25 protein-coding genes are annotated in these 26,732 nt (G+C 66.3%); 12 read left to right on the top strand and 13 right to left on the bottom strand.

What is annotated here, in order from left to right; translation table 11 throughout:
• Positions 1–43: 43 nt before the first annotated feature.
• The 3 genes from galT to ACX3O0_RS14375 are packed head-to-tail and all read left to right on the top strand — an operon-like array spanning position 44 to position 3,101.
• Complete coding sequence (gene galT, locus ACX3O0_RS14385) at positions 44–1,129, top strand: galactose-1-phosphate uridylyltransferase (protein WP_459108170.1); 1,086 nt, start codon at positions 44–46, stop codon at positions 1,127–1,129.
• Entirely contained in the window at positions 1,126–2,286 is a 1,161-nt protein-coding gene (galK, locus tag ACX3O0_RS14380; RefSeq protein ID WP_459108169.1) for a galactokinase, read from the top strand. The genes galT and galK overlap by 4 nt, the downstream gene beginning before the upstream one ends.
• 35 nt (positions 2,287–2,321) lie before the next feature.
• Positions 2,322–3,101, top strand: a complete 780-nt coding sequence (locus tag ACX3O0_RS14375; RefSeq protein WP_459108168.1) for a class I SAM-dependent methyltransferase — start codon at positions 2,322–2,324, stop codon at positions 3,099–3,101.
• A gap of 99 nt (positions 3,102–3,200) precedes the next feature.
• Here the strand turns inward: ACX3O0_RS14375 and ACX3O0_RS14370 are convergent, their stop codons facing one another.
• The 7 genes from ACX3O0_RS14370 to melA all read right to left on the bottom strand — a co-directional run bounded on the left by ACX3O0_RS14370 (position 3,201) and on the right by melA (position 11,249).
• Positions 3,201–4,076: a bifunctional methylenetetrahydrofolate dehydrogenase/methenyltetrahydrofolate cyclohydrolase gene (locus ACX3O0_RS14370; protein WP_459093047.1), complete on the bottom strand. Its 876-nt coding sequence runs from the start codon at positions 4,074–4,076 to the stop codon at positions 3,201–3,203.
• A gap of 89 nt (positions 4,077–4,165) precedes the next feature.
• Positions 4,166–5,464 carry a serine hydroxymethyltransferase gene (gene glyA / locus ACX3O0_RS14365; RefSeq protein WP_459108167.1) on the bottom strand — a complete coding sequence of 433 codons (1,299 nt, stop codon included), beginning with the start codon at positions 5,462–5,464 and terminating at the stop codon, positions 4,166–4,168.
• A 262-nt stretch (positions 5,465–5,726) separates the two neighbouring features.
• Positions 5,727–6,662: a carbohydrate kinase family protein gene (locus ACX3O0_RS14360; protein ID WP_459108166.1), complete on the bottom strand. Its 936-nt coding sequence runs from the start codon at positions 6,660–6,662 to the stop codon at positions 5,727–5,729.
• Positions 6,659–7,507: a carbohydrate ABC transporter permease gene (locus ACX3O0_RS14355; protein ID WP_459108165.1), complete on the bottom strand. Its 849-nt coding sequence runs from the start codon at positions 7,505–7,507 to the stop codon at positions 6,659–6,661. Before ACX3O0_RS14355 ends, ACX3O0_RS14360 begins: the two co-directional genes overlap by 4 nt.
• Positions 7,507–8,466: a carbohydrate ABC transporter permease gene (locus ACX3O0_RS14350; protein ID WP_459108164.1), complete on the bottom strand. Its 960-nt coding sequence runs from the start codon at positions 8,464–8,466 to the stop codon at positions 7,507–7,509. The genes ACX3O0_RS14355 and ACX3O0_RS14350 overlap by 1 nt, the downstream gene beginning before the upstream one ends.
• Positions 8,467–8,476: 10 nt before the next feature.
• Positions 8,477–9,808, bottom strand: coding sequence for an ABC transporter substrate-binding protein (locus tag ACX3O0_RS14345; RefSeq protein WP_459108163.1), 1,332 nt, complete (start codon positions 9,806–9,808; stop codon positions 8,477–8,479).
• Between the two features lie 127 nt (positions 9,809–9,935).
• Entirely contained in the window at positions 9,936–11,249 is a 1,314-nt protein-coding gene (melA, locus tag ACX3O0_RS14340) for an alpha-galactosidase (protein ID WP_459108162.1), read from the bottom strand.
• A 106-nt stretch (positions 11,250–11,355) separates the two neighbouring features.
• Between melA and ACX3O0_RS14335 the strand changes: the two genes are divergently transcribed.
• Positions 11,356–12,186: a DeoR/GlpR family DNA-binding transcription regulator gene (locus ACX3O0_RS14335; RefSeq protein ID WP_459108161.1), complete on the top strand. Its 831-nt coding sequence runs from the start codon at positions 11,356–11,358 to the stop codon at positions 12,184–12,186.
• A 96-nt stretch (positions 12,187–12,282) separates the two neighbouring features.
• Here the strand turns inward: ACX3O0_RS14335 and ACX3O0_RS14330 are convergent, their stop codons facing one another.
• From ACX3O0_RS14330 to ACX3O0_RS14310, 5 genes are all read right to left on the bottom strand, one after another.
• Complete coding sequence (locus tag ACX3O0_RS14330) at positions 12,283–13,161, bottom strand: carbohydrate ABC transporter permease (protein ID WP_459108160.1); 879 nt, start codon at positions 13,159–13,161, stop codon at positions 12,283–12,285.
• Positions 13,154–14,098 carry a carbohydrate ABC transporter permease gene (locus ACX3O0_RS14325; RefSeq protein WP_459108159.1) on the bottom strand — a complete coding sequence of 315 codons (945 nt, stop codon included), beginning with the start codon at positions 14,096–14,098 and terminating at the stop codon, positions 13,154–13,156. The genes ACX3O0_RS14330 and ACX3O0_RS14325 overlap by 8 nt, the downstream gene beginning before the upstream one ends.
• A 2-nt stretch (positions 14,099–14,100) precedes the next feature.
• Complete coding sequence (locus tag ACX3O0_RS14320; protein ID WP_459108158.1) at positions 14,101–15,426, bottom strand: ABC transporter substrate-binding protein; 1,326 nt, start codon at positions 15,424–15,426, stop codon at positions 14,101–14,103.
• Entirely contained in the window at positions 15,423–16,664 is a 1,242-nt protein-coding gene (locus tag ACX3O0_RS14315; protein WP_459108157.1) for a Gfo/Idh/MocA family protein, read from the bottom strand. The genes ACX3O0_RS14320 and ACX3O0_RS14315 overlap by 4 nt, the downstream gene beginning before the upstream one ends.
• A 248-nt stretch (positions 16,665–16,912) precedes the next feature.
• Positions 16,913–17,674, bottom strand: coding sequence for a DeoR/GlpR family DNA-binding transcription regulator (locus tag ACX3O0_RS14310; protein WP_459108156.1), 762 nt, complete (start codon positions 17,672–17,674; stop codon positions 16,913–16,915).
• 199 nt (positions 17,675–17,873) lie between these two features.
• On the opposite strand from ACX3O0_RS14310, the gene ACX3O0_RS14305 reads away from it, so the two are divergent.
• The 5 genes from ACX3O0_RS14305 to nagA (ACX3O0_RS14285) are packed head-to-tail and all read left to right on the top strand — an operon-like array spanning position 17,874 to position 22,594.
• Positions 17,874–18,758 (top strand): SIS domain-containing protein, encoded by an 885-nt coding sequence (locus tag ACX3O0_RS14305; RefSeq protein ID WP_459108155.1) that lies wholly within the window; start codon positions 17,874–17,876, stop codon positions 18,756–18,758.
• Positions 18,755–19,645 (top strand): ROK family protein, encoded by an 891-nt coding sequence (locus ACX3O0_RS14300; protein WP_459108154.1) that lies wholly within the window; start codon positions 18,755–18,757, stop codon positions 19,643–19,645. The genes ACX3O0_RS14305 and ACX3O0_RS14300 overlap by 4 nt, the downstream gene beginning before the upstream one ends.
• Positions 19,642–20,565 carry a 1-phosphofructokinase family hexose kinase gene (locus tag ACX3O0_RS14295; RefSeq protein ID WP_459108153.1) on the top strand — a complete coding sequence of 308 codons (924 nt, stop codon included), beginning with the start codon at positions 19,642–19,644 and terminating at the stop codon, positions 20,563–20,565. The genes ACX3O0_RS14300 and ACX3O0_RS14295 overlap by 4 nt, the downstream gene beginning before the upstream one ends.
• A 32-nt stretch (positions 20,566–20,597) precedes the next feature.
• Positions 20,598–21,440 (top strand): class II fructose-bisphosphate aldolase, encoded by an 843-nt coding sequence (locus tag ACX3O0_RS14290; RefSeq protein ID WP_459108152.1) that lies wholly within the window; start codon positions 20,598–20,600, stop codon positions 21,438–21,440.
• Complete coding sequence (nagA, locus tag ACX3O0_RS14285) at positions 21,437–22,594, top strand: N-acetylglucosamine-6-phosphate deacetylase (protein ID WP_459108151.1); 1,158 nt, start codon at positions 21,437–21,439, stop codon at positions 22,592–22,594. Before ACX3O0_RS14290 ends, nagA (ACX3O0_RS14285) begins: the two co-directional genes overlap by 4 nt.
• A gap of 88 nt (positions 22,595–22,682) precedes the next feature.
• Here the strand turns inward: nagA (ACX3O0_RS14285) and ACX3O0_RS14280 are convergent, their stop codons facing one another.
• Positions 22,683–23,933, bottom strand: coding sequence for an MFS transporter (locus tag ACX3O0_RS14280; protein WP_459108150.1), 1,251 nt, complete (start codon positions 23,931–23,933; stop codon positions 22,683–22,685).
• A 130-nt stretch (positions 23,934–24,063) separates the two neighbouring features.
• Between ACX3O0_RS14280 and ACX3O0_RS14275 the strand changes: the two genes are divergently transcribed.
• Genes ACX3O0_RS14275 through nagA (ACX3O0_RS14265) form a run of 3 tightly spaced genes read left to right on the top strand, consistent with a single transcriptional unit; the run spans position 24,064 to position 26,731 of the window.
• A complete protein-coding gene (locus tag ACX3O0_RS14275; RefSeq protein WP_459108149.1) occupies positions 24,064–25,377 on the top strand; it encodes an MFS transporter in 1,314 nt (437 codons plus the stop codon).
• Positions 25,374–25,601 carry a hypothetical protein gene (locus ACX3O0_RS14270; protein ID WP_459108148.1) on the top strand — a complete coding sequence of 76 codons (228 nt, stop codon included), beginning with the start codon at positions 25,374–25,376 and terminating at the stop codon, positions 25,599–25,601. Before ACX3O0_RS14275 ends, ACX3O0_RS14270 begins: the two co-directional genes overlap by 4 nt.
• The gene (nagA, locus tag ACX3O0_RS14265; protein ID WP_459108147.1) at positions 25,598–26,731 is read left to right on the top strand and encodes an N-acetylglucosamine-6-phosphate deacetylase; all 1,134 of its coding nucleotides are present in this window, start codon (positions 25,598–25,600) and stop codon (positions 26,729–26,731) included. Before ACX3O0_RS14270 ends, nagA (ACX3O0_RS14265) begins: the two co-directional genes overlap by 4 nt.
• The last annotated feature ends 1 nt before the right edge of the window (position 26,732 follow it).

The following is a 26,732-nucleotide window of genomic DNA, read 5'->3' as shown; positions in this document are numbered from 1 at the left end:
GGGCGGTACGGTTAGGTGAGCCCCGACCAGACCTGAAGGACCCATGCCCGCGATAACCAAGCACGTGACGAAACTCGCCGACGGCCGGGATCTCATCTACTTCGACGACGCGGACACCACCCTCCCGCGGGAGCGTGCGGCGGATGCCCGGACGCTCGACGCCCGCCCCGAAACGGCGACCATGCGGCAGGACGTGCTCACCGGCGAGTGGGTCTCGCTCGCCTCCGCGAGGCAGAACCGCGCCTTCCTCCCGCCGGCCGACCAGGATCCGCTGGCGCCGGCGACACCCACCAACCCGTCGGAGATACCTGACAACTACGATGTCGCCGTGTTCGAGAATCGGTCCCCCTCCTTCGGGCCGGGGCTCGGCGAAGCGGATGTCTCCGGTATCGGATTCGAGCGCACCGCCCCGGCGAACGGACGCTGCGAGGTGGTCTGCTTCAGCCCGGAACACGAAGGCTCGTTCGGCACCCAGACGCCGTCACGCGCCCGCACGGTGATCGAGGCCTGGGCCGACCGCACCGCCGAGCTGTCCGCGATGCCGGGCATCCGCCAGGTGTTCCCGTTCGAGAACCGGGGGGAAGAGATCGGGGTGACGCTCCGGCATCCGCACGGCCAGATCTACGCCTACCCCTACGTGACGCCGCGCACCCAGCGGCTGATCGCCTCGATCGACTCCCTCGGCTCGGACCTCTTCCAGCGGATTCTGGACACCGAGCGGGCATCCGAGCGCGTTGTGCTCAGCGGCGAGCACTGGACCGCGTTCGTGCCGTTCGCCGCCCGCTGGCCGATCGAAGTGCACATGCTGCCGCACCGGCAGCTGCCCGATTTCGCGGCGACCAGCGACGCCGAGCGCGACGAGCTGGCCACGCTCTACCTGACGCTGCTGCGGGGCATCGACAACATCTACGACACCCCGACGCCATACATCGCCGCCTGGCACCAGGCGCCGGTGGCCCACCCCACGCGGAACGACATCCGACTGATGCTGCAGCTGACCTCTCCCCGGCGGGCGGCCAACAAGCTGAAGTTCCTGGCCGGGTCGGAGGCGGCCATGGGGGCGTGGATCGGCGACGTGCCACCGGAGCACTCGGCTGAGTTGGTACGAGACGGGATTGCCAGGCTGTGAGAGACATCCGCGACGACGCTCGCGACGGCTTCGCCGACACGTTCGGTCACGCGCCGGCCGGGCTGTGGTCTGCCCCGGGCCGCGTCAACCTGATCGGCGAGCACACCGACTACAACGACGGCTTCGTGCTGCCGTTCGCCATCAACCGCCGCACCGTGGTCGCGTTGGGCGCACGCGACGACCGGATGTTGCGGGTCGCCAGCTCCTACGCCGACGAGGTTGCCGAGATCGACCTGTCCGCCCTTGAGCCGAACGCCCTCGGCGGCTGGTCCGCCTACCCGCTGGGCGTGGCCTGGGCGCTCGGCGAGTTCGGCGCCGACCTCGCGGGCGTGCCGGGGCTTGACCTCTTTATTGAGTCTGATGTCCCGGTGGGCGCCGGCCTGTCATCATCCGCCGCCATCGAGAGCGCGGTTGCCCTGGCGCTGAACGACGTCTGGCAGCTCGGCCTGGCCCGCGAGACGCTGGCGCGAGTCGGCCAGCGTGCCGAGAACGTCGCCGTCGGCGCCCCCACCGGCATCATGGACCAGTCGGCGTCGCTGCTCGGCCGTGCGGGTTCGGCGGTGTTCCTCGACTGCCGAAGCCTCGACGCGGAACTCGTCGAACTCGGGCTCGAACAGGCCGGCCTGGTCGTGCTCATCATGGACACCGGCGTCAGCCACTCGCACTCCACGGGCGGCTACGCGTCGCGACGCGAATCCTGCGAGAAGGGGGCGCGGATGCTCGAGGTCGCGTCGCTCCGGGACGTGTCCGTCGACGACCTGCCGCGCGCGCGAGAACTGCTCGACGATGAGACCTTCCGCCGGGTGCGGCACGTGGTCACCGAGAACCAGCGGGTGCTCGACACCGTGCGGACGCTTCGCCTGGAAGGGCCCGGCGCCATCGGGCACCTCCTCGACGAGTCGCACCGGTCGATGCGCGACGACTTCGAGATCTCGGTGGCGGAGCTTGACCTGGCCGTGGAGGTCGCCCTGGCGAATGGCGCGATCGGCGCGCGGATGACCGGTGGGGGCTTCGGGGGCGCCGCGATCGCGTTGGTGCCCCGGGCATCCGTCTCCCTGGTTCAGGTCGCCCTCGACGGTGCCTTCTCGGAGCACGGCTACAGCCCGCCGGACACCTTCGTGGTCACGGCGTCATCCGGTGCGACCCGCGAGCCCTGACCCCCGGTTTTCGGCTGACTTCAAAAGGAGAACAGATGGAACTAGTGCGGCACAGCGACGGCAGTGCCGGTGATGCGGACTACGGGGTGATCGCCACCGACTACAGCCGATACCGGCAACCCGACTCCCGATTGGCTCAAGCGATTGAGGATGCCCTCGACGACGCGGTGAGCATCGTGAATGTCGGTGCCGGCGCCGGCTCCTACGAGCCGACCGATCGGGCGGTCACTGCTGTCGAGCCGAGCGCATCGATGCGAGCACAGCGATCAGCCAACCTCAGCATTGCTGTGGACGCTGTCGCCGAGAACCTCCCGTTCGCCGATGACCAGTTCGACGGAGCACTTGCCAGCTTCACGGTGCACCAGTGGAGCGACCTTGGCGCTGGGCTGCGTGAGCTGCGACGCGTCACGTCTGGGCCGGTCGTCATCCTCACCTGCGACCCCGCCGCATTGAACAAGTTCTGGCTTGGCGAGTATGCGCCCGAGGTCATCAAGACCGAGGCCGGCCGGTACCCGGCACCGGCCGACTTAGCGCGGATGCTCGGCGGGCAGGTCGAGACACTCCATCTGCCGATCCCACTCGACTGCACTGACGGCTTCGGCGAGGCGTACTACGGGCGGCCGGAGGCGCTTCTCGACCCGGCGGCGCGGCTGGCGAACTCCGCATGGAGCTTCGTCGACAAGGCCGTCTCGCAGCGGTTCGAACGCACGCTCAAGGCCGACCTCGCATCCGGAGCCTGGGACGAGAAGTACGGCCATCTGCGCACCCAGCCCGTCTTCGACGGCTCGCTGCGCATTATCATCGCGCGTCCCTGACCAGTCGCCGATGACGATGACGGCCATTGTCGACGATGACGCCGCTACAAACACCCGCATCGACGATAAAGACCGTCATCGTCGGATGCTGGGAGCGGGCTAGAGGCGCTCGGCGGCCTTCACCACGTTGGCGAGCAGCATGGCGCGGGTCATCGGGCCGACGCCGCGGGGGTTCGGTGAGAGGAACCCGGCAACCTCTGCGCAGGCCGGGTCGACGTCGCCCAGCAGCTGCGCCTTTCCGGTCGCCTCGTTCTCCACACGGGTGATGCCGACATCGAGCACCGCGGCACCCGGCTTCAGCCACTCCGGCTTGACCAGGTGCGGAACGCCGACCGCCGCAACCACGATGTCGGCTCGCTCCACCTCGGAGACCAGGTCCCTGGTGCGGGAGTGCGTCAGCGTGACAGTCGCGTCGAGTCCCTTGCGGGTCAGCAACAGCCCGAGTGGGCGGCCGACAGTCAGACCGCGGCCGATGACGGTCACCCGCTGCCCGGCAATCGGCACCTCGTAGCGCTGGAGCAACTCAACGATGCCGGCCGGCGTGCAGGGCAGCGGGGAGTCGAGCTCGCCCATCACGCCAAGCACCAGCCGCCCGAGGTTCGTCGGGTGCAGCCCGTCGGCGTCCTTCAGCGGGTCGATGAGCTCCAGCATGGCGTTCTCATCGAGGCCGCCCGGCAGCGGCAGCTGCACGATGTAGCCGGTCACCTCTGGGGCCGCATTGAGGTCCGCGATGGCGGCACGAACATCCGCAGCGGATGCTGACGCCGGCAGGTCGACACGGATCGAACGGATGCCCACCTCAGCACAGTCGCGGTGCTTGCCCGCCACGTACGAGCGTGACCCCGGATCGTCGCCGACCAGCAGTGTGCCGAGTCCCGGCGTGACCCCGTTCTCCTTCAACTTCTCGATGCGCGCGGCAAGCTCTCCCTTAACGGCGGATGCCGTGGCGACGCCGTCCAGGGTAATCGCCGTCACGCCTGTCCCCCGCCCGCGAGACCGCACTTGCGGCTGAAACACCGTGCTCGGAAGGGCCGCAACTGCGGTTTCGCAAGAAGATACATGGGTCAGGCCCAGGTTCCCGGGGACGTGAGGCCGGGGTACAGGGGGAACTGGTCGGCGAGCTTCTTCACGCGGGCGCGCAGCGCTTCGACGTCGGGGTTCGGCATCAGCGCCGTCGCGATCACGTCGGAGACCTCGGCGAACTCCTCGTCGCCGAAGCCACGCGTTGCGAGCGCCGGCGTCCCGATCCGCACGCCGGAGGGGGTCAACGGCGGGCGCGGGTCGTTCGGCACCGAGTTGCGGTTTACGGTGATGCCCACCGAGTGCAGGATGTCTTCGGCATCCTTGCCGTGGATCGCGGAGTTGCGCAGGTCGACCAGCACCAGGTGAACATCCGTTCCGCCGGTGAGGAGGTCGATGCCCGCAGCGCGCGCGTCATCCGCCATCAGCCGCTCGGCCAGGATCTTCGCGCCGCTGACGGTGCGCTCCTGGCGGTCCTTGAACTCGTCCTCCGCAGCCAGCTTGAACGCGGTCGCCTTGGCGGCGATGACGTGCATGAGCGGCCCACCCTGCTGCCCGGGAAACACCGCCGAGTTGATCTTCTTGTGCATCTCGAGGTCGTTGGTCAGGATGAAGCCGGAGCGGGGCCCGGCCAGCGTCTTGTGCACGGTGGAGGAGACGACATCCGCGTAGGGAACCGGGTTCGGATGCAGGCCGGTGGCGACGAGTCCGGCGAAGTGGGCCATGTCGACCCAGAGCTTCGCACCGACCTCGTCGGCGATCTCGCGGAAGGCGGCGAAGTCGAGTTGGCGCGGGTAGGCCGACCAGCCGGCGATGAGCACGGTCGGGCGCACAGCGAGTGCCCGTTCGCGCACGATGTTCATGTCGACACGTGCCGTCTCGGGGTCGACCCCGTAGGCGTTCGCGTTGTACAGCTTGCCGGAGAAGTTCAGCTTCATCCCGTGGGTGAGGTGGCCGCCGTGAGCGAGTTCCAGGCCCAGGATGTTGTCACCCGGGTTCGCGAGCGCCATCAGCACCGCGGCATTCGCCTGGGCACCGGAGTGCGGCTGCACGTTCGCGTATGGCGCGCCGAACAGCGACTTGGCGCGGTCGCGGGCGAGGTCTTCCGCGACGTCGACGTACTCGCATCCGCCGTAGTAGCGGCGACCGGGGTAGCCCTCCGCGTACTTGTTGGTGAGCACGGAGCCCTGCGCCTCGAGCACCGCGCGCGAGACGAAGTTCTCGCTGGCGATCATCTCGAGGGTGTCGCGCTGGCGTCCGAGCTCCTGGGCGAGCACGGCGGCAATCTCAGGGTCGACGCTGGCGAGCGGGTCGGTGAAGGAAGACGGAAGTTTGTCGTTCAAGGCTGGCTCCTTACGGCTGACATACATTCGGACGGGCGACGAGCTAACGGCGGGGCACTCGCGCCTACTGTGTCACCCGGCCCAGGCGTACGGCCGAATCGATTGGGCCCCTACCGCCGGTTCCGAGCGATCTGTCAGGATCGGCCGGCCTTGCCGGTAGGGAGAGCCGCTCCCCGATGGTTACCCATCTAACGCCAGTCGCGACAGCGAAAGTCTATCGGGTGTCACGGCAGAACCGGGCCCGCGCACCGGGCCGGCATCACTAGAACAGGTTCTCGAACAACTCCGTCAGCGAGGGCTGGGCCAAGGTGCCACCAGGGGCCCTGGTGGAGAGCGTGCCTGCGACGACGGCCCAGCGCAGCCGGGCCTCCTCCTCGACCACGCCATGTGCGACGGCAGCCAGGTAGCCTGCGTTGAAGCTGTCTCCTGCGCCAGTCGTGTCCACGACATCAGCGGTGACGGCACGTCCGCGGTGGACACCGGAGTCCGTCACCGACCATCCGCCCTCGGCGCCAGCTTTCACCACCACCGCCGGACCCAGCTCGGCGAGCGCCCGAGCGGCATCCTCATCGTCGGCACGGCGGCCGAGGACACTCGAATGGACCGCTCGCAGCTCCTCAAGATTGGGCAGCACGACATCAACCAGGGGAAGCAGCTCGCCGATCCCGCTCCAGCGACCCGCGGGATCCCAGTTCGTGTCGATACTGGTGGTGATCCCGACCGATCGCAACCAGGCGAGCAGCGTCGGCAGCTCGGCGGCGAGACCCGGCAACAGGAAATACGAGGAGAAGTGGACGTGGTCCGGGGTGAAGCTACTCACCGCCGCCCGCACCTCCATGGGCCCGATCAGGGGTGCTGAGCCCGGCTGGGTCAGGATGGCACGGTCACCCGGGGTTGACAGGATCACCGAAATGCCGGTCGACACCCCTGGGGCGGTCGCGACGGTCGACGTCTCCACCCCACTCCCTCGCAGGGCGCTGCGGGTGAACCGGCCGAAGTCATCGTCGCCGATGACGGCGACCAGCCCGGTGCGCACGCTCAGCTTGGCCAGGCCGCACGCTGCGATGCCGGCGCTGCCGCCCATCGCCAGCGTTGCATCCTCGAGCAGTTGCTCCTCCTGACCGAACCGCGGCACAATATCTCCCTGCAGCACGAGGTCGACGTTCGCATCGCCCACGACGAGCACCGAGCCGGTCACCCTTTCAACCCGGTGAAGGTCATGGTGGCGATGAAGTGCCGCTGCGCCACGAGGAAGAAGAGGATCAGCGGCAGGGTCGCCACCACGTTGCCCGCCATCAGCAACGACCATTCGGTGCGCCGGGTGCCCTGGAAGTTGGCCAGCCCCAGTTGCAGGGTGAAGGCTCCCTCATCGTTGATGGCGATGAGTGGCCAGACCAGGTCGTTCCAGGACCCGAGCAGGATGAATATGGCGAGTGTGGCCAACGCCGGCTTGGCCAGCGGAAGCACGATCAGGAAGAACACCTGCCATCGATTGCACCCGTCGAGCATTCCGGACTCCTCCAGTTCCGCCGGTAGCGAGACGAAGAATTGCCGCATCAGGAAGATTCCGAAGGCCGAGGCCAGCCAGGGCACGATCGCCGCGGCGAGGCTGTTGATGATTCCGAGCCGAGCGAAGAGAACATAGGTGGGAATCATCAGCAGCTGCGTCGGGATCATGATCGTGGCCAGGATGGCGAAGAATCCGAAGCTCTTGCCGCGGAAGGTCAGCCGCGCGAATCCGTATCCGGCGAGGGAACACAGCACCAGCTGCGACACGATGGCGCTCGTCGAGACGATCGTGCTGTTCAGCAGCCACAGCATCACATCCGACTCGTTGAACAGCTGGGTGAACCCGTCCATAGTCAGCTGGGAAGGGATGAACGGTGGCGGGTAGGTGATCAGTTCCTTCTCCGGCGACAGCGCGGCCAGGAACATCTGCAGGAACGGTAGCAGAAATACCAGCGCGGTCGGGAGCAGGAACAGGTGCCACCCGCTCGGCCGTTTCCAGGTGCGCTTCGGTCTGGTGGGGGTTTCGGTTGCCATCAGAACGCCTCCGCATTCCGGCGTCGGGTATACAGCACGACGCCGATCGTGATCAGCAGGGTGAGGACGAACAGCCCGTATGCGACGGCGGAGCCGTAGCCGAATCGCAGGTTCGTGAAGGCTTTTTCCCACAGGTAGTAGACGACGGTCTTCGTGGAGTCCAGCGGGCCGCCTCGCGTGGTTGTGTAGACCAGGTCGAACAGCTGGATCGAGATGATCGTCTGCCAGATCGCCACGAACACGGTGACCGGTGCGAGCTGCGGCCAGGTGACATTCCAGAACCCCTGCCAGCGGTTGGCCCCATCGATCCGGGCCGCCTCGAGAAGCTCCGCCGGAACATCCTGGAGCGCGGCAAGGTAGATGACTGTGGTGAAGGCGGCCGATCCCCACAGCGACATGATGGCGATGACGACCATGGCCTGTGCGGGATCCTCGAGCCAGCCCTGCTGCGGCAGGTTCAGCACCCTCAGCACGTTGTTCACGAGCCCGAATTGCGGGCTGAACAGATAGGTCGAGAGGATGCCGGTGGCAGCGGCCGAGGCCACGAACGGCACGAAGATGGCGGTGCGGTAGAAGCCGATGAACCGGATCTGGCGGTTGAGCGCCACCGCCAGGAACAAGCCCATCAGCAGGGAGACCGGGACGAACAGCAGCGTGTAGAAGCCGGTGTGGAGCACCGCCTCCATCAGCTCGTCATCGGTGAGCAGCCGTTCGTAGTTCCGGCCGCCGACGAAGCTCGGTTCGCTGAAGCCATCCCACTTCTGCAGGGAGAGCAGGAAAGCCCAGACTGCCGGGAAGATGGACAGGCCGACGATGATAATCATCGACGGTCCAACGAACAACCATCCGCCGACCGATTGCACGAGCGTGGGTTTGCGGCTGGCGGAACGAGCCCGGGGGGCCGCCGCTGCGACACCCTCCCCGGACCCGATCACGCCTTGCGGCACTAGCCGAGGCATTCGAGCCTTCCTAGCCGTCACTCAGCGCCTGATCCGCCTCGTCCGCGGCTTCCTTCAGGGCATCTTCCGGTGTGCCCTGGCCCTGCAGTACCTCGGAGATAGCCTGACCGATCGCTTCGGAGAGCCCCACATAACCGGGGACGGTTGGGCGGGCGTTCTTCGCGTTCTCCGCGTTCGCCGCCATGACCTCATACCCGGGGCTGGCCGCGACCCGTTCCTGGTACGCCTCGGAGTCGACCGAGGAGGAACGCAGGGGCAGGTTGCCGAGCGCGACGTTGAAGCGTTCATCCTGCTCTGCGGAGGTCAGCCACTCGGCGAACTGGAACGCCCAGTACGCACGGTTGTCGTCCTCGTGGTCGAACAATGCCCAGATGTCCGGTCCGGACACCGTTTGATGGTCGCCGTCGGTTCCGGGCAGGATCGTGACTCCGTAGTCGGTCCCCGCGGTCTGCAGTCCGTAGAGTTCCCACGGGCCGGAGGTCATCATGCCGATGCGATTGCCCTGGAACAGCGGACCGATCTTGGTATCGGTCTGATCGAGGTAGACGCTCTTGTCCTCAACCGCCATGTCGCGCAGGAAGGTGAGCGCTTCCACGCCCGCCTCGGAGTCGAACGTTGCCTCGGTGTTGTCGTCGGAGAGGATTGCGCCACCATGCTGCCAGAGGTGTGGCCAGAACTGCCAGGTGGTCGCCTCGGATCCCGACACCGAGTACGCGTACCCGTAGGACTCGGTGGAAGGATCGGTCAGCTCGGTGGCTGCCTCACGAAAGTCGTCCCAGCTCCACTCCTCGGTCGGGTAGTCCACTCCGGCGGCGTCGAACACGGTCTTGTTGTAGATCAACGAGAGGTTGTCGACGATCGCCGGGAAGCCGATGATCTTCTCCCCGGTTGGCTGCACGGTCTTCTGTGCGGAGCCGGCGAATTCGTCCCAGCCGACCTCGGGATCCTCTACCTGCTCGCGGATGTCCAGGGTACGACCCGAGCGCTCCAGCTGGCTGGCCCAGGATCCGAATGCGAAGGACATGTCGGGATACTGGTCGCTGGCGAAGCCGGCCGACAGCTTCTGCAGTAGTTCAGGCGTGGATGACGCGCCCGCCGAGAGTTCGAGGGTGACGTTCTCGTGGTCCTGCATGAACTCGCTGGCCAGCGACTCCAGGATCTCGTGGGCCTCACCGGCCTGGCCGGTCCAGACCTCGACGGTCACCTCGGCTTCCGTGTCCAAGTCTGGTGATGCCGCCTCCTCCGGCGCGCAGGCCGCCAGCGCCGCGATGAGACTGATCGTGGCGAGCGTGGCGCCGGCGGCCCTTGCTACGTGCCTGCTGCGGCGTTGGTGCTGGTTCATCGATGAACTCCTTTGGTCTCGACAGTGCAGGGGACTCTGAGGAGGCCATATTCCGCCGTAACTGATTGGGTGACAAGAAATTTGCCCAAATCGCTCATTCTTAATGAGCGAACCCTCAGGGTCGCTGTCAGGGTTCGAGGCTGACCCGACCGCCCAATTCACGGGGAAGGACGTCGGCATGGGCCCTGCTCATGGCGTCGCAGAGTTCCCAGATCTTCTCCGGAGTCAGGGTGGAGCTGGTGTTGGGGTCGACCAATGCGGCCTGGCGAATCAGGCGCGGGTCCCCCTGTCGTGCGGCCTCGACAGTGAGCTCGGCAACGGCGAGGTAACTGCGGTTGAGCGCTGCTCCCTGAGCGGGCAAGGCACCCATCGACTGCGGGTGGAGACCAGCGGCATCCACCAGGCACGGAACCTCGACCACCGCCTGCTGCGGGAGGTTGCCGATCAGCCCATGGTTGACGACGTTCGCATGGATCAGGCGCGGCTCGCCGGTCAGCATCGAGTGGATGATCTGGGGCGCATACTCCGTAGCCCCGTCGGCGACCGCAAGCTGCGCGCCGGACGCCAGGATCTCCTTCGCCTGCGCGAACTCGCCGAGATTCCGCTCACTGATGCCGAGGTACTCCGAGGGAACCAACCGGAACTTCTCGATCTGCTCATCAGAACGCAGGAACCAGGACAGGTATTCGGCGGAATGTTCGCTCGTCTCAGTCGGGTAGAACCCGATCCGCTGGTAGATCTCGACCCTGGTGCGCCTGAGCAATTCGGGATCCGCCTGGATTGCCTCCCGAAGCAACGGGTAGAGGTCCCTGCCGTCCCGCGACCATTCCAGCAGCCAGGACTGGTGGTTGACACCGGCCGCGCGATAGTGGGTTCCCTCGATCGGAACGCCGACCAGTTCGCAGAGACCCCGAACGGTCCAGTACACGCTGTGACACAACCCCGCGACCTTGAGGTCGGGGGCAACCACCGAGAGCCACCAGACGTTCATGGCCATCGGATTGGTGTAGTTGAGAAGCCAGGCATCCGGACACAGGCTGGCCATGTCGCGGGCGATCGCCGAAAGGACGGGGAAAGTCCGCAGCCCGCGGAAGATCCCGCCGACACCGATGGTGTCGCCGATCGTCTGCCTCAACCCGAACCGGGACGGCAGCTCCAGGTCGATCCTGGTGGCGTCAAGCCCACCCACCTGCACCATGTTGACGACGAAGTCGGCACCATCGAGCGCCCGGCGGCGATCGGTCGTGGACTGCACCTCCACCGGCCTGTTCCAGCGGTCTATCAAGTGTTCCGCCGTCGCCGTGGCCACGGCGAGCCGTTCCTCATCGATATCGTGCAGAACCAGGGTCACCCCGGTCAGGTCTTCGAAACGCAGAATGTCTGCGACGAGCTGCCGGGTGAACACGACGCTTCCGGCTCCAATGAATACGATGCGCGACATAACTCGATCTTGAAAGGTGAGCGATAAATCACGCAACATACTGAGCGACATTGGTCTAAAGTGATCAAATAATCTGTTCACTTCTCCCCAGTGAGTGAGGCGCGAGATGACGATGAAGTCCGGTCCCCAGCTACGGCACGCCGCGTCAAGCAAGCGGTCGCGACGGATGATCACCATCCTCGAGTTGCTCGCCGAACGGGAAAACGTGTCGCTCACCGAATTCTCCGAAACGCTCAAGGTATCCCCGGCGACCGTTCGTCGCGATCTGGCCGACCTTGACCGGCAGCGACTCCTGCACCGTACCCACGGCGGAGCGAATGTGATCGACTCCCAGGCCGAATTACCGGTGGCCCTGCGCGATACCCAGTACCTGGAAGCCAAACGATCGATCGCCCTGCAGGTTGCGCGCCTGATCCCCACCCACCGCCACGCGGTGGCCCTGAGCGGCGGGTCGACCACCGCCCAGGTCGGCCGTGCCCTGGCGGACCATCGAGATCTCACCATCATTACGAACTCGCTGACCATCGCCACGCTGGTGTCGAGCTATCCGAACCTGAAGGTCATCATGACCGGCGGGTCGCTGCGCCCGCAGTCCCTTGAACTGGTCGGCATCCTCGCCGAGAACACGTTCAATGCAATCAACGTCGGCACCGCGATCCTCGGCACCGACGGCATCACAGCGGCCGGCGGTGTCACCACCCACGATGAGACGGAGGCGCGCACCAACCACGCCATGGTCACCCACGCCCAGCGCACCATCGTGGTCGCCGACGGGTCGAAGATCGGCAGGCTGGCCATGGCGAAGGTGGCCGACATCGATCAGGTCGACGCGCTGATCACGGATGACACGGCCTCCCCCGCCGACCTCGCCGCAATCGAGCGGGCCGGGGTCGAGGTGCATGTGGTTCCGGGCCGCAACTCCATCAATCGAGTCTGAGCCGGCGCCCAGCAGTGCGTCAGTGCGCCGTTCCGGACGAGGACTGGCGGTGGGGTGTACTCGTCCGGAACGGGGTCTATCTTGCGCGCGGCGCCGCTACTTGATACCGGTGAAGGCGAGGCCGTCGATCACGCGCTTCTGGAGCACGATGAACAGGATCAGGATCGGCGCCATGGTCAGCGCGCTCGCCGCCATCAAGACGGGGTAGTTGATCGTCGGTACCCCGGCGAGGGTGGCGAGTCCGACTGCCAGTGGCGCAGCCTCCGCATTGGTGGAAACCACCAGCGGCCAGAGCAGTTCATTCCAGGAGAACAACACGACCAGGATGGCCAGGGCACTGACTGCCGGCCCGATGAGCGGCAGCATGATGTTCCAGAAGGTCTGGAACGGGTTCGCTCCGTCCAGCCGGGCCGCCTCCTCCAGTTCCTTCGGGATGCTCAGGAAGAATTGGCGCATCAGGAAGGTTCCGAACGCGCTGAACAGGCCGGGCGCCACAATGCCGAGCACCGTGTCGAGCAACCCAATGCTCTGGATCAGCTGGTACTGGGACAGCAGGTAGACCTGACCCGGTACCAGCAGGATGGACAGGACGACGGCGAAAAGGATGGCCTTGCCTCGGAAGCGCATACGGGCGAACGCGTAGCCGGCCATCGTGCACAGCACGATCTGCACCACCACCCGGATGACGGTGATCCAGATCGAGACGCCCAACTGGTCGAAGAACGGCATGGCGTCGAAGACCGCGAGGTAGTTGTCGAACCGCAGTACCTCCGGGAAGAACGTCGGCGGCACGCTGGTCACCTCGCGGTTCGAGGAGAGCGACATGATGATCTGCCACAGGAACGGCGCGGCCATGATGAACCCGCCGATGCTGAGAATCACATGCGCGTGCAGGTGCGAGCCCTGCCGGCGTCGGCGCGCCTGCTTGAGCCTGGCCTGATTGGCCCGCGCCGTTACGGCTACCGCATCACTCATAGTTGACCCACTTCTTCTGAATGCGGAATTGGAGAAGGGTCACCAGGCCGACGATCACCATGATGGCGAGCGCGATGGCGGCCGCGAATCCCTTGTTGTTGTCGATGAACCCGGTCGTGTAGAAGTAGAAGACCAGTGACTGGGTCTCCGGCAGCACCGGGTTCCTCGGGCCCAGCATGGCGTAGAGGCTGTCGAAGAGCTGGAAGCTCCCGATGACTGTGACGATGGTCACGAAGAAAATGCTGGGAGACAGCAGCGGGACGGTGACGGAGATGAACTGTCGCCACGGCGAGGCGCCATCCAACTCGGCAGCTTCGTAAAGGTCGATCGGGATGTTCTTGAGCCCGGCGCCCAGGATGATGATCGCGAAGCCCAGCGAACCCCAGAGGCCGAAGACCGCGATGGAGACCAGCGCAAGCCCTTCAGTCGACAACCAATAAGGCCCATCGATCCCCAGCAGTGACAAGCCGTAGTTGATGATTCCGAAGTCGCCGTTGTACATCGCCTTCCAGATGAGGGACACCGCAACCGGCAGCGAGATGAACGGGAGGAAGAAGAGCGCCCGGTAGAGCGAAGCGAAGCGCAGTCCTGGGCGGTTGATGAGGCTGGCCATGTAGATCCCGATCGGGATGCCCAGCACGACGATTGCGGTGTAGATCACGGTGTTCCGGATGGCGAGATAGAACTCGGGATCCTGCACCAGCCGGATGTAATTGTCGAGCCCGGTCCAGATCGCGCCTCCGAAGACACCGAACTCGGTGAAGGAGAAGTACAGCGTCTGAAGGATGGGCCAGATGTAGAACATCCCGATGCCGAGGAGCAGCGGCGCGATGAACAACCAGGGCCACCAACCATCCGGTCGCTTGATGACGCCGGACCGCCGGCGGTCAGTGGTGCTGACCGCCGGCGAGCCGTGTTGCGCTGTGGTGTGGGGCACTGTCACTCCGCGTCCAGGAGTTCCTGTACTCGCGTGCCGAGCTCCTCGTTGACCTCCGTGATGGACCGCTTACCAGCAAAGCCATCCATCAGAATCTCGGCTTCGAGAGCTGCCCAGGCCGAAGTGTTCTCGGAGACCGGGTACGGGTAGGAGTAGTCGATCGCGTCGAGGAAGATCTGGAGATTGTACTCCGGGATCGAGTCAACGAACGCCTGCTGGGTTCCGTTGAAGGCCGGGATCACGGCTCCCAGTTCGCCCTGCTGTCGCTGGGCCTCCTCACCGGCGAGGTAGACCTGCAGTGCGTGCGCGGCCTGCTTGTTCTCGCTGCTCGCACTCACCACATTGGCCACACCGTGAATGATCGTCGCCTGGCGCTCGCCGGTCGGCATTTCAATCGCGGTCGCGTCTGCCGAGATCTCCGAGTCCACGATCGCGTTGCGCGTCCAGCTTCCGTGCTGGTACATCGCGACCTTGCCCGAGGTGAACCAGGTCAGGCCGTAGGTGTCGGTGAGCTGCTGGATGTTCGGCGACGAGCCGTCCGCGATCAGGTCAGCCCAGTACTGGAGACCCGCTTCGGCCTCCGGAGTGCCGAATCCGGTGGTGGTGCCGTCCTCTGAGATGATCTCGCCACCAGCCTGCAGGATGGTGTTGTAGTAGCCGGCCTGGCCCTCGACTGTCGCGGCGGTGCCGTAGATTCCCTCACTGCCCAGGGCCGCGGTTATCGCGGCGGCCTTCTCATGGAAGTCCTCCCAGGTCCAACCCTCCTGTGGCTCCGCTACACCAGCTTTCTCGAAGATCGCCTTGTTGTACCAGACTCCGATGGTGTCGAAGTCCTTCGGCACTGCGTAGTTGACGTCCTCATAGGTGTAGAGGTTGACGAGGGCTTCCGGATAGTTGGCCGGGTCGATGTGCCCGCCCTCAATGACCGAGGTGATCGGCTCGAACAGGCCGTTGGATGCGTAGAGCTGGAAATTCGGACCGTTCATCCAGAACAGGTCTGGGAGGGTCGTGCTCGACCCCTGGGTCTGGAGCTTGGTCCAGTAGTCGCCCCATGGGGTGACATTGACGTTCACCTTGATGTTCGGATACTCCTCGTTGAAGCCTTCGATGTTGGCCTCGATCGCCTCCTTCTGGGTCTCATCCCAGATGCCATAGGTGATCTCCGCCTCGAAGTCCGCAGCGGGAGGGGTGTACGCCCCGGAGTCGCCCGGTGCGGCGTCGCCGCCACCGGAGCACCCGGCGACCATGGCTGCGACGCTGACGATGGCTGCGCCGATGACGAGCCGTCGTCGGGTCCGAGAGAACTGTGCGAATGGATTGCGTTTCATGGGACTTGCCTTTCTGTGGGGGACTGCTCGGGCGTGCGGGTGGAACTCTCCAGGACCTCGATGAGGCGTGGGTCCAGCGCGGGAACGTCGAGCGGGATCGACCCGCTGCGAAGCGATTGGGCGGCCAGGTCCCCGGCCGCCACGGCGTTGCGTGCGGCAACGATCGATACCTCGGTGGGCGCTCCGGTGGCGAGGTGGTGAATGAACTCGGTGACCGCGAGCTTGTCGGCGTCCATGTGCCCGCTCTCCACACCTTCGATCGGGTACTCGGCGTCGCCGTTCGGTGCGTACTCATGCCGCCGGTTCCAGACCTTGACCACGCCGTTTGCCGTATCTCCGAAATTCTCCAGGCGGCCTTCCGTGCCGATCACGGTGTAGTTGCGCCAATAGTCCGGAGTGAAGTGGCACTGCTGGTAGCTGGCCATCACCCCGTTGTCGAGTTCCATGAGCATCATCGACACGTCTTCGACGTCGACAACCGGGTTGAGTCCCCGGCTCGCCAGCGGCGGCCAGTTGTCGAATGAGAACCAGTCCTGCATCCGTTGTCCGGAGCGGTCCATCCGATCGTCCAGTGAGCCGTAGAGGGCGAGTTCCCCCATGGCCACGACTCGTCGGGAGTACCCGCCGGCGAGATAGTGGATGACATCGATGTCGTGGCTTCCTTTTTGGAGGAGCAGGGAGTTGGTCTTGGACCGGTCGGCGTGCCAGTCCTTGAAGTAGTAGTCGCCGCCGTTGCCGACGAAGTGGCGCACCCAGACCGCTTTCACCTCGCCAATCTCACCGCGTTCAATGATCGCGCGCATCAGCCTGACGACCGCGGCGTGGCGGAAGTTGTGCCCGACATACAGGACGCTGCCGCTGTCTGCGGCGGTGGCCAACACCTCATCGCATTCGGCAACGGTGATTGCGAGCGGCTTCTCAAGATAAACGGCGATCCCCGCCCGCAACAGGTCGATCGCGATGCGCGCATGGGTCGAATCCGGGGTCGTCACGAACGCGCCATCGATGCCACCGGCGGTGATGAGGTCGGTGTGCGACTCATAGACGACCACGTCGGGGCCGAAACGCTCGGCGACCCGATCGCGGCTCGATGCCGAGGTGTCGGCGGCAGCCACAATCCTGGCCACGTCCGTGTTCTCGACTGCGTGGCAGGCGATCTGTGCGCGTTCGCCCGCGCCGATAATCGCCAGGCGCAACGGAAGCGTTGCTTGTGGGGTGGTTGAGTGAGAACCGGTCATCGAGCCAACATCCTTGTTTGCGTGATCTTGAGTGATTATGACACATATCGATCATTACTTGCCACGAGCGATCATATTGATTGTCCCCTTGTCCCCTCCATGGTTGTGGAGAGACGTAACCAATCTGGAACACGCGGCCGGAACCCGCGTGTTACTGCGGACCGCGAGGTACTCCATTTCGGGGCCACGCGCTGAAAACGACGGGCCTGCGGTGCGTGATCAGATGCTGCCGCCGGTGGCGGATGCGCTCAGGACGCTACAACGACCTCGACGCCGGCCTTGTCCATGGCGTCTCGCATGACACCGGTCACCGACGCGTCAGTAACCAGGACATCGATCTTCTCCAGTTGGCAGATGCGGGCGAACGTCGTCTTTCCCAGCTTGGTCGAATCCGCCACCACCATGACTCGTTTCGCGACGCTCGCGAGCTGCCTGCTGACTTCCGCTTCACCCTCGTGAACGGTCGTCGCCCCGAATTCCGGGCTGAGCCCATCGACACCGAGGATCGCCAGATCGAGCGTCAATTCATTGATGGTGTCGCCAACCAGGGGGCCTACCAATTCGTACGATTGCCGCCGGGCCACTCCCCCGGTGACCACGATTTTCACGTGGCGTCGAATCGACAACTCGAACGCGATGTTCAGGGCGTTCGTGACGATCGTCACACCCGCCTCGTCACCCGGACCGATCAAGTGCTCGCTGCGGCCGATGACGCGAGAGACCTCGCTGGTCGTCGTTCCACCGTTCAGTCCAATGACATCGCCGAAGTTGATCTGCTCGGCCACGGTTCTCGCGATTGCGAGCTTCGCGTCGGCCTGGCGCGGGATCTTGTACTGCAATGGCAACTCATAACCCGAGCCGAGGGCCATGCCGCCGCCATGCGTCCTAGTGACCAGACGCTGGTCGGCGAGACCGTTGAGGTCGCGTCTCGCCGTTGCGGCCGAGACGTTCAGTTCGTCGACGATTTCCTGGATCGACACGGTTCCCCGGTCGATGATCAGTTCGAGCAAGGCATTCAGTCTGTGCTGCTGAGCCACCACTCCCACCTTCGACTGCTCGACTGGATCGGGAATCCTCGATCCCGCGCATAATCAAAGCACACCGTGCGTTCGATGCGTTATCTTGATCGAAATTGTTCATTTGGCGTATAATCAATCAAAAGCGCCAGAGATCCTGGCGCAGGCGGATTGAAAGAGACGAAAGAGACCCATGACGCAGACACATGTCGCAGCGGAGATCACCTCCCAACCAGAATGCTGGCGCAAGGTCGCAGCCATGCGGGACTCGTTCGCGGACGCCCTTCCGGTGATGGGTGAGCGGGTTGCCGTGGTCGGCTGTGGCACATCCTGGTTCATCGCGATGAGCTACGCCGTCCTGCGCGAGCAGGCAGGTCACGGTCTCACTGACGCTTTCGCCGGATCCGAGTTCCCGGACACCCGGACGTACGACCGGATTATCGCGATCTCCCGGTCCGGCACCACCACGGAGATCATCAGCCTGCTCAAGCAGGTGCCCGAAACGCGCACGACCATCATCACCGCAGTCGCCGATTCCCCGGCAACCACGCACGCGACCCATGTCATCCCGCTGGCCTTCGCCGACGAGAAATCGGTGGTGCAGACCCGGTTCGCCACCTCGGTGCTGGCGCTTCTGCGTGCGCACCTCGGCGAGGACATCGAGCCGGCCGCCCAGGATGCCGAGATCGCCCTCCAGACACCGATCGACAGCCTGCTCGCAGCAGACCAGGTGACCTTCGTCGGCCAGGGATGGACGATCGGCCTGGCCCATGAGGCTGCACTCAAGACTCGGGAAGCCGCTCAGTTCTGGGCAGAGGCCTACCCCGCGATGGACTACCGCCATGGTCCGATCTCCATTGCCCAACCCGGCCGCCTGGTCTGGACCTTCGGCACGGCGCCGGAAGGCTTACAGCAGGCCGTCGAGGAGACAGGAGCAACCATGGTGGAGTTCGACCTCGACCCGCAGGCAGTGCTCGTCATCGCGCAGCGCTTCGCGGTCGCCGTCGCCGAAAGCCGGGGCCTCGACCCCGACAACCCGCGAAATCTCACCCGTTCGGTTATCCTGACCGCCGGATGACCTCAACACTCGCGATCGGAATTGACGTCGGCGGCACAAGCATCAAGGCCGCGGCAGTCGATGCCGAGGGTCGGCTCCACGCGGAGCAGCGGATGCATACCCCGTCCGCAGACGCGAGGGGCGACAAGACCGCCAGGATCATCTCCGGCCTTATCGACCAGTTCTGCGCAAGCCATCAAGTGACATCCGTGGGCGTCGCGGTTCCCGGCATCGTCGACGAAGAGTCCGGCGTCGTGGTCAGCGCGGTGAACCTCGGCTGGGAAGGGCTTCACCTTCGGCAGATGATCACCCGGTTCACCCCGCTTCCGCTCTTCTTCGGGCAGGACGTCCGCGCCGGCGCCCACGCCGAGGCGGCGCTGGGAGCGGCCCGCGACCGGAACGGCGTCGTAGCCTTTGTCCCGATCGGCACCGGCATAGCGGCAGGCATCATCGTGGACGGCATCCCGCTCACCGCCGGGGGCTGGGCGGGAGAGATCGGTCAGATCGCGGTCGCAACAACCGCGCACCGGGAGGGGACTCCGCGGGCCCTGGAGTCGGTGGCATCCGCCTCGGCAATCGCGAGGCGGATCGGATGCGCCGATGCCAAAGTCGCGGCCGACCTGGTCAACGGTGGTGACGCATCCGCCATTGAAGTCTGGAATGACGCCATCGACGCCCTAGCCGAGTCGCTCGCCTGGATGACGGCGATCATCGGAGCGGAGACCATCATCATCGGCGGCGGTCTGTCCGAATCCGGTTCCCTGCTCATGGACCCGCTCGAGCGCGCCCTCGCGGTGCGGCTGGGCGCCCTACGACGGCCGGCCCTGCTGACCGCCGCCTTCGGAGACCAGGCCGCCATTGTCGGCGCGGGACTGCTCGCACTCGGACTCGAGGTCGACCGGCCATGATCATCACCATCACCCCCAACCCGGCACTCGACCTCACGTACACCATCGATCGGGTCGAGCACGGGGAGAGCCAGCGCGTGCGGGCCGCCGCTGTTCGGGCGGGCGGCAAGGGCCTGAACGTGGCTCGGGTCGCACGCCAGCTCGGGGCGAACGTCACCGCGATTGCCGGGGTCGGCGGCGACACCGGGCATTCGTTCGAAGCCGAACTGGCAGCGAGTGGCCTCCCCCACTTGTTGCACGAGTCCGACTCGCCGACGCGCAGGACGATCACCATCGTCGACCGGAGCCGCGGCGAAACCACGGTGCTGAACGAGACCGGAGGCCCATTCTCGCCGGTCGAGTGGGCCCGTACCGCCGACGCTGTGGAGTCCTTCGGCGCCGAAGCGCAATGCCTGACCGGGTCGGGAAGCCTGCCCCCGGGGAGTCCGGACAACCTCTATGCGGGCCTGGTCGAACTCGCAACCGGACTCGGAATCCCCAGCGTGATCGACGCCAGCGGCCCCGCCCTCCTGAGTGCCGCCCGGGCGGGCGCGACCGTGCTGAAGCCCAACCGTCGTGAACTCGCCGAGTCGCTGGACAGCGCCGACCCGGTCGCCGGAGCCAAACACCTCCTGTCCCTCGGGGCGTGCCTGGTCTTCGTCTCGCTCGGAGAGGACGGCATGATCGCCGTCTCCGCCGATTCGCCCGGAGTGGTGTGGAGTGCCCGCCTGCCCCAGCCGATGCGAGGCAACCCGACCGGAGCCGGCGATGCCGCCGTGGCAGCCATCGCGTTCGCCCTCGCCGACCAACTCAGTGATCCTGCCGACATCCTCCGCCGGGCTGCCGCCTGCGGGGCGGCCGCGGTGCTCATGCCCCAGGCCGGCGAAATCGCGGCCGGGTTTCGCGACCTCGAAGCCCAGCTCATCGTCGAGCGCAACTGATTCCGACCTGTGACAGTGAAGGAGACCTCCCGGTGCCATTGGTAAGAACGGCAGAGGTAATCAGCGAGGCGGTCGCCGAGCACCGCGGGATCGGTGCCTTCAACGTCATCCATCTGGAGACCGCGGAGGCGCTGGCCGATGCGGCCGAACGAGCCGGCCTGCCGGTCATCCTGCAGATCTCCCAGAACTGCGTGCAATTCCACGGAGGCCTCGCCCCGATCGGCCTGGCCGCGCTCGCCATCGCCCGGTCATCGACAGCATCCGTCGCGGTGCACCTCGACCACGCCGAAGACGAGACGCTCGTGCGCGAAGCCATCGACCTCGGCTTCGGCTCCGTCATGTTCGATGGTGCAGCGCTCGACTACGGCGCGAACGTGGCGGCAACAGCCCGCGTGGTCGAGTACGCCCGCGAGCGCGGAGCCTACGTCGAAGCCGAGCTGGGCGAAATCGGCGGAAAGGATGGAGCACACGCCCCCGGGGTGCGGACCGACCCGGACGAGGCGGCCGCCTTCGTCGAGGCCACGGACGTGGACGCCCTGGCCGTGGCGGTCGGTTCCTCCCACGCCATGACCGAGCGAAGCGCCGCACTCGACCTCAAGCTGATCGCGCACCTGTACCGCGCAGTCCCGGTCCCCCTCGTGCTGCATGGCTCATCCGGCGTCTCTGATGAACAGTTGGTCGCGGCGATTCACGCCGGCATGACCAAGATCAATGTGTCGACGCATCTGAACGGCGTCTTCACCGCCGAACTCCGCTCGTTCCTCGCCGCGAATCCCACGGTGGTGGACTCCCGGAAGTACTTCCGCGGCGCCCGCGAGGCCCTTGCCGCGGAGGCGGCTCGGCTCATCCGGTTGTTCGCACTCACCGGACCATGAGCGCCACCACCCGAACCGTCATCCACTCTGCCCGGCTGGTCACCGGCGGAGAAGTCGTCACCGACGGCTGGGTGGCCTTCGACCGGGACACCATCACGGCGACCGGCGCCGGACCCGTCGACCTCACTCTGATGTCCGGTGCATCGGTGATCGACGCCGGCGGCGCCTGGCTCTCCCCCGGCTTCATCGACATTCACTGCCACGGCGGTGGCGGGTCGTCGTTCGACGACGGGGCGGATGCCATCGGCACAGCCCTCGCCATGCACCGCTCCCACGGGACGACCCGCTCGGTGTTGTCCCTGGTGACAGCATCCCTCGACGACCTGGAACGCCGACTCGGCGACGTGGCCGATCTCGCGGACCAGGATCCGCTCATCCTCGGCGCCCACCTGGAGGGCCCGTTCCTCGATGCTGCCCACCAGGGTGCCCACGATCCGGCCCTTCTCCTGCAGGCGGATGCCGCCACCATCGATCGGCTCCTGGCCGCCGGCCGGGGATGGCTGAGGCAGGTCACCCTCGCACCGGAGCTTCCGCAGGGGATGGATGCCCTGCACCGCTTCGTCGCTGCCGGCGTCGCGGTCGCGGTCGGCCACACCGGTGCCGACTACGCCCAGGCCAGGGCGGCGTTCGATGCCGGTGCGAGCATCCTGACCCACGCCTTCAACGCCATGCCGGGGCTGCACCACCGTGAGCCCGGGCCCGTTGCTGCGGCGATCCGCTCTGCCGGCGTGGTGCTGGAGATCATCAATGACGGCGTCCACGTGCACCCGGACATCGTGCGCCTGGCGTTCGCCGGGGCCCCCGGGCGGCTGGCCATGGTGACGGATGCGATGGCGGCTGCCGGTGCCGGAGACGGCGAATACCGGCTCGGCTCCCAGCAGGTCACGGTCGACGCCGGGGTGGCGAGGCTCGCCCATGGCGACTCGATCGCCGGGTCGACGCTCACCCAGGACGAAGCGCTGCGACAGGCCGTGTACGTGGTCGGGCTGCCGGTCGAGGCGGCGGTTCAAGCGCTCACCGAAACGCCCGCCAGGGCGATCGGCCGAGCACACGACCTCGGCCGGTTGGCTCAGGGCTACGCCGCGGACGCCGTGCTGATGGACGCCGAGCTCCGCGTCACCGCCGTCTGGGCGGCCGGAGTTCGGCTCCGCTGAAGGTCAGTGCCCCCGCAATAGTGACCGTTCCGGATGATAGTGCCCGTTCCGCGAGGCACTTCTGTCCGGAACGGGCACAATCACGGGGTCAGTGCCCGACGACGCGACGAGGTGGGCGACCGCGGAGGATCGCATCCGTCACCACCACCAGCACGATCGCGAGGGCCAGCAGCCCGAGGTAGATGTTCGGCAGCGATCCGAGCCCGAACCGTTCCAGCGCGAGGGCGCCGACCAGGGCACCTCCGCCGATGCCGATGTTGAAGGCCGTCGTGTAGAAAGCGCTCGAGGTGTCCCGGATGCGCGCGGGCGCCGCATGCAGCACGCGGGTCTGCAGCAGCGGCGGCAGCATCCCCATCGACACTCCCCAGAACAGGAAGGCCGTGATGGCGACGGGCAGCACCGCCGGCCATGCACCGAGGACGGCAACGGATGCTGCAAGCACCACCAGCGCGACCATCAGCCCGGTTCGCGGCCGGGCCCCGAACCACACCGCCACGATCACCAGGGCCAACGTTCCGGCCGCGCCGTAGCCGAACAGCGCCGGGCCGACCGCGAAGCTGGCGATCCCCATCTCCCGGGTGAGGAACGGCTCCACGTAGGTGTAGAAGGTGTACTGCCCGATCATGGTCACCGCCGTGATGATGCAGACGAACACCACGGCAAGAATCGACTGTTCCTTGCGCGGGGCGGCTGAAGCATCCGTCAACGCGACCAGGCTGCCGGTCGCCGTACTCACCGTCGGCACGGATGCTGTCAGGTGGTGCATGCTGACCTTCGGCAGCAGCTTCCAGACGAAGAAGGTGCCGATCAGGGTCAGCGCCGCGAGCACCCCGAAGGCTGCCCGCCATCCGACCGCCTGGCCGAGCGCGGTTCCCAGCGGAACCCCGAGCACGAAGGCCAGCGAGCCGCCGCCGAGCGAGATTGAGACCGCACGGCCGATCTGTTCCTTCGGTACCAGATAGGCGGAGTATGCGCCGATGACGGTCCAGAAGATCCCGTGGGCGACACCGCCGATGATGCGCGAAATGACCAGGATCGTGTAGTTGGGCGAGAAAGCGGTGAGAACAGTGCTGACCACCAGGATGAGCAGCACGATGATCACCAGGCGATGGCGGTCGACCCGGCGGGTCAGGTGCGCCAGCGGGGCGCTGGTGAAAACCACGGTGAACGCGAACACGCTCACCGTGAGGCCGATCAGCGACTCGGTCACTCCGAGCTCCGAGCTCATGTACGACAGCAGGCCGGTCGGAAGCATTTCGATGGTGACGCTGAGGAAGATGGCCAACGCCACGGTGAACAGGGCGAGGTAGGGAAAAGGTTTGGTGTCGGGCGCGGTCATCGCGACAAGGTCCATCCGGGGTGAGGCGTGACGCCGCCAGCGGGAAGCCGCGGAACGCGCGGCGACTGTGACAGTTTACAGACGAGCTTGGTGGCTGCGAATGTCGGATGCTGTCCCTACGATTGGCATAGTGACCAACCTCCCAACACCACCGGAAACCGGCTCCATTCCCCTTCCGGATGGGCCGATGGAGACGAACCCGCGCCAGTCCAGGTGGCAGCGGCTCGCCGCGGGGGTCGCCGACCCGGTGTTGCGAATCCTCATCGTCTCCGGCCTCGTTCTGACCCTCGGCCGCGGCGTCTTCCTCGCCCTCACCGTGCTCTACTTCACGCTCATCGTCGGGCTGAGCGCGGTGGAGGTCGCCGTGATCCTCACGGTGTCCAGTGCAGCCGGTGCCGTGGCATCCGTCGTCGCCGGCCACCTGGCCGACCGGTTCAGCGCCCGCCGCCTCATGGTCGCGTTCGAGTTCATCGCCGGAAGCGCGCTGATCTTCTACGTGGTCGCCGACACCTTCAGCGTCGCCCTGGCCATCGCCTGCGTGTACAGCGCCTTCCATCAGGCGGCCAGTTCGGTGCGGTCGGCGATCATCGCCCGCGCTTTCGACGGCGCTGGGCGGGTGAACGCGCGCGCGGTGCTGCATACCGTGACCAACATCGGCATCGCGATCGGTAGCGCGGCGGCTGCCGGCGCCCTGCTCGCGGGAACCGCCGAGGCATTCCACGCCACCATGGTCGTCGCCGGTGCGGTGATCGTCGCCAGTGTCATCCCGCTGCTGCGCCTGCCCCAGCGGGTCAACGCCCCAGTGCGCACGGCGCCGGTCGACGGCATCGAAGAAGACCGCGGCATTTCGCCGTACCGCGACCGACGCTACCTCTCGCTGACCGTGCTCACCGGCATCTTCTGCCTCCACTTCGGGCTGGCCGAGATCGGCTTGCCGCTGTGGATCCTGCACTCGACGGATGCGCCGATCGCCATGGTCTCGGTCGTACTCATCCTGAACACCGTGATCGTGATCGGCTTCCAGATCCCGCTCAGCCGCGGCACCAACGACGTGCGGCACGCCGGGAAGGTCATCGCCCTTTCCGGGGTCCTGATGGCGGTGGCCTGCTTCGTATATGCGGCATCCGGGCTGGTGTCGATCTGGTTTGCGATCGCTTTCCTGGTGATCGCCACCCTCGCCCACACCTTCGCCGAGGTGCTGTCATCGGCGGGGGTCTGGGGGCTCAGCTTCGAGCTGGCCGACCAGCGGCGGGCGGGCGCCTACCAGGGCGTCTTCGGCTTGAGCTGGTCGATCTCCGCCATGGTGTCGCCGCTCGTGATCACGCTGGCCGTGACCAACGGAATGCTGGGCTGGGCCGGCCTCGCGGTTGTCTTCCTGCTGTCGGCGTTCGGCGTGTGGTGGATCGCGCTGCGAGCATCCGCCCCCTCTAGCCTGGTCAGGTGACTTTCGAGCAGTCGCCCGACCCGGGCCCCACCCATTGGGTGCTGACCCTTGTCTGCGCGGATGCCCCCGGGATCGTTCACGCGATCACCGGCGCGATCGTGCCGGCGGGAAGGGAGGAGGAATCAGCCATCGTCCGCGAAATCCTCCTCCCTTTCGCGCGGATGTCCGGAAAGGTCCCTCAATTGCGCAAGGGGAAGGGGGCCATCGCTAGGGTTGGCACATGACGACCGTGTTCACTGGCGCCCGCAAGCTCGATGTCGACGGGCCAGTCGACGACTTCTGGATGCTCGTCGATGGCGACACGATCGCGGCGACCGGCGTCGGTGCACCGCCCGAGGCGGACGAGCGGATTGACACCGCCGGAGGCTGGCTGGTCCCCGGGTTCATCGACCTCCATTGCCACGGCGGCGGCGGGCACGCGTTCGATGACGGTGACGACGAGATCACGGCCGCCCTGGCCACCCACCGCGCGCACGGCACGACGCGCGCGGTGATCAGCCTGGTCGCGGGCCCGGTCGCGCAGCTGCGGGAGAGCCTCGAGGTGATCGCTGACCTGGTCGAGGACGACCCGCTCGTGCTCGGCTCGCACCTTGAAGGCCCCTACCTCGCCCAGGAGCGCCGCGGCGCCCACAACCACGAGTACCTGAAGATGCCCGACCTGTACGAGATCGACGGCTTGCTCGCCTCGAGCCGCGGCACCCTCCGCCAGCTCACGATCGCCCCGGAGATCCCGGGCGCGATGGATGCCGTCGACCACCTCGTGCAGCATGGCGTCGCCGTGGGCGTCGGCCACACTGAGGCCACCATCGACGTCGCTCGCGAGGCGTTCGGCCGTGGCGCGACCATCCTCACCCACGCGTTCAACGCCATGCCGGGCATCCACCACCGCGCCCCGGGCCCGATCATTGCAGCCTTCGAGGACGACCGGGTGACGATCGAGCTGATCCTCGACGGCCTGCACGTGCATCCGCACGTCGCCGGGATGACCTTCCGGGCGGCGCCGGGGCGGATCGCATTGGTGACGGATGCCATGGCCGCAGCCGGATCCGATGACGGCGACTACCGGCTCGGTTCGCTGAACGTGTCGGTGCGCGAAGGCCTCGCCGTACTGCGCGGCACCAACACGATCGCCGGCTCGACGCTGACCCAGGATCGCGCACTGCGTTGCGCGATCACCCAGGCCCGTGTTGCGCCGGCGGATGCGGTGGCCGCGATCACCTCGACTCCCGCGCGGGCCCTCGGATACGGCGACCGGCTCGGCCGGCTCGCACCCGGCTTCGCCGCCGACGCCGTGCTGCTGGACGACGACTGGCAGGTTCTGCGCGTCTGGGGGAACGGCAGCTCTGTGGGTTAGG

It is taken from the genome of Homoserinimonas sp. A447, assembly GCF_054489325.1.
This window is presented reverse-complemented; position numbering and strand designations above follow the sequence as displayed.

Excerpts from the sequence above, each read along its gene's own strand:
- melA (WP_459108162.1), bottom strand. The coding sequence starts at position 11,249 with ATGTCGCGCATCGTATTCATTGGAGCCGGAAGCGTCGTGTTCACCCGG.
- ACX3O0_RS14330 (WP_459108160.1), bottom strand. The coding sequence starts at position 13,161 with ATGAGTGATGCGGTAGCCGTAACGGCGCGGGCCAATCAGGCCAGGCTC.
- ACX3O0_RS14305 (WP_459108155.1), top strand. The coding sequence starts at position 17,874 with ATGACGCAGACACATGTCGCAGCGGAGATCACCTCCCAACCAGAATGC.
- ACX3O0_RS14315 (WP_459108157.1), bottom strand. The coding sequence starts at position 16,664 with ATGACCGGTTCTCACTCAACCACCCCACAAGCAACGCTTCCGTTGCGC.
- ACX3O0_RS14350 (WP_459108164.1), bottom strand. The coding sequence starts at position 8,466 with ATGCCTCGGCTAGTGCCGCAAGGCGTGATCGGGTCCGGGGAGGGTGTC.
- nagA (WP_459108147.1), top strand. The coding sequence starts at position 25,598 with ATGACGACCGTGTTCACTGGCGCCCGCAAGCTCGATGTCGACGGGCCA.
- ACX3O0_RS14345 (WP_459108163.1), bottom strand. The coding sequence starts at position 9,808 with ATGAACCAGCACCAACGCCGCAGCAGGCACGTAGCAAGGGCCGCCGGC.
- ACX3O0_RS14295 (WP_459108153.1), top strand. The coding sequence starts at position 19,642 with ATGATCATCACCATCACCCCCAACCCGGCACTCGACCTCACGTACACC.
- galT (WP_459108170.1), top strand. The coding sequence starts at position 44 with ATGCCCGCGATAACCAAGCACGTGACGAAACTCGCCGACGGCCGGGAT.
- ACX3O0_RS14320 (WP_459108158.1), bottom strand. The coding sequence starts at position 15,426 with ATGAAACGCAATCCATTCGCACAGTTCTCTCGGACCCGACGACGGCTC.
- ACX3O0_RS14335 (WP_459108161.1), top strand. The coding sequence starts at position 11,356 with ATGACGATGAAGTCCGGTCCCCAGCTACGGCACGCCGCGTCAAGCAAG.
- ACX3O0_RS14375 (WP_459108168.1), top strand. The coding sequence starts at position 2,322 with ATGGAACTAGTGCGGCACAGCGACGGCAGTGCCGGTGATGCGGACTAC.
- ACX3O0_RS14355 (WP_459108165.1), bottom strand. The coding sequence starts at position 7,507 with ATGGCAACCGAAACCCCCACCAGACCGAAGCGCACCTGGAAACGGCCG.
- nagA (WP_459108151.1), top strand. The coding sequence starts at position 21,437 with ATGAGCGCCACCACCCGAACCGTCATCCACTCTGCCCGGCTGGTCACC.
- ACX3O0_RS14300 (WP_459108154.1), top strand. The coding sequence starts at position 18,755 with ATGACCTCAACACTCGCGATCGGAATTGACGTCGGCGGCACAAGCATC.
- ACX3O0_RS14280 (WP_459108150.1), bottom strand. The coding sequence starts at position 23,933 with ATGACCGCGCCCGACACCAAACCTTTTCCCTACCTCGCCCTGTTCACC.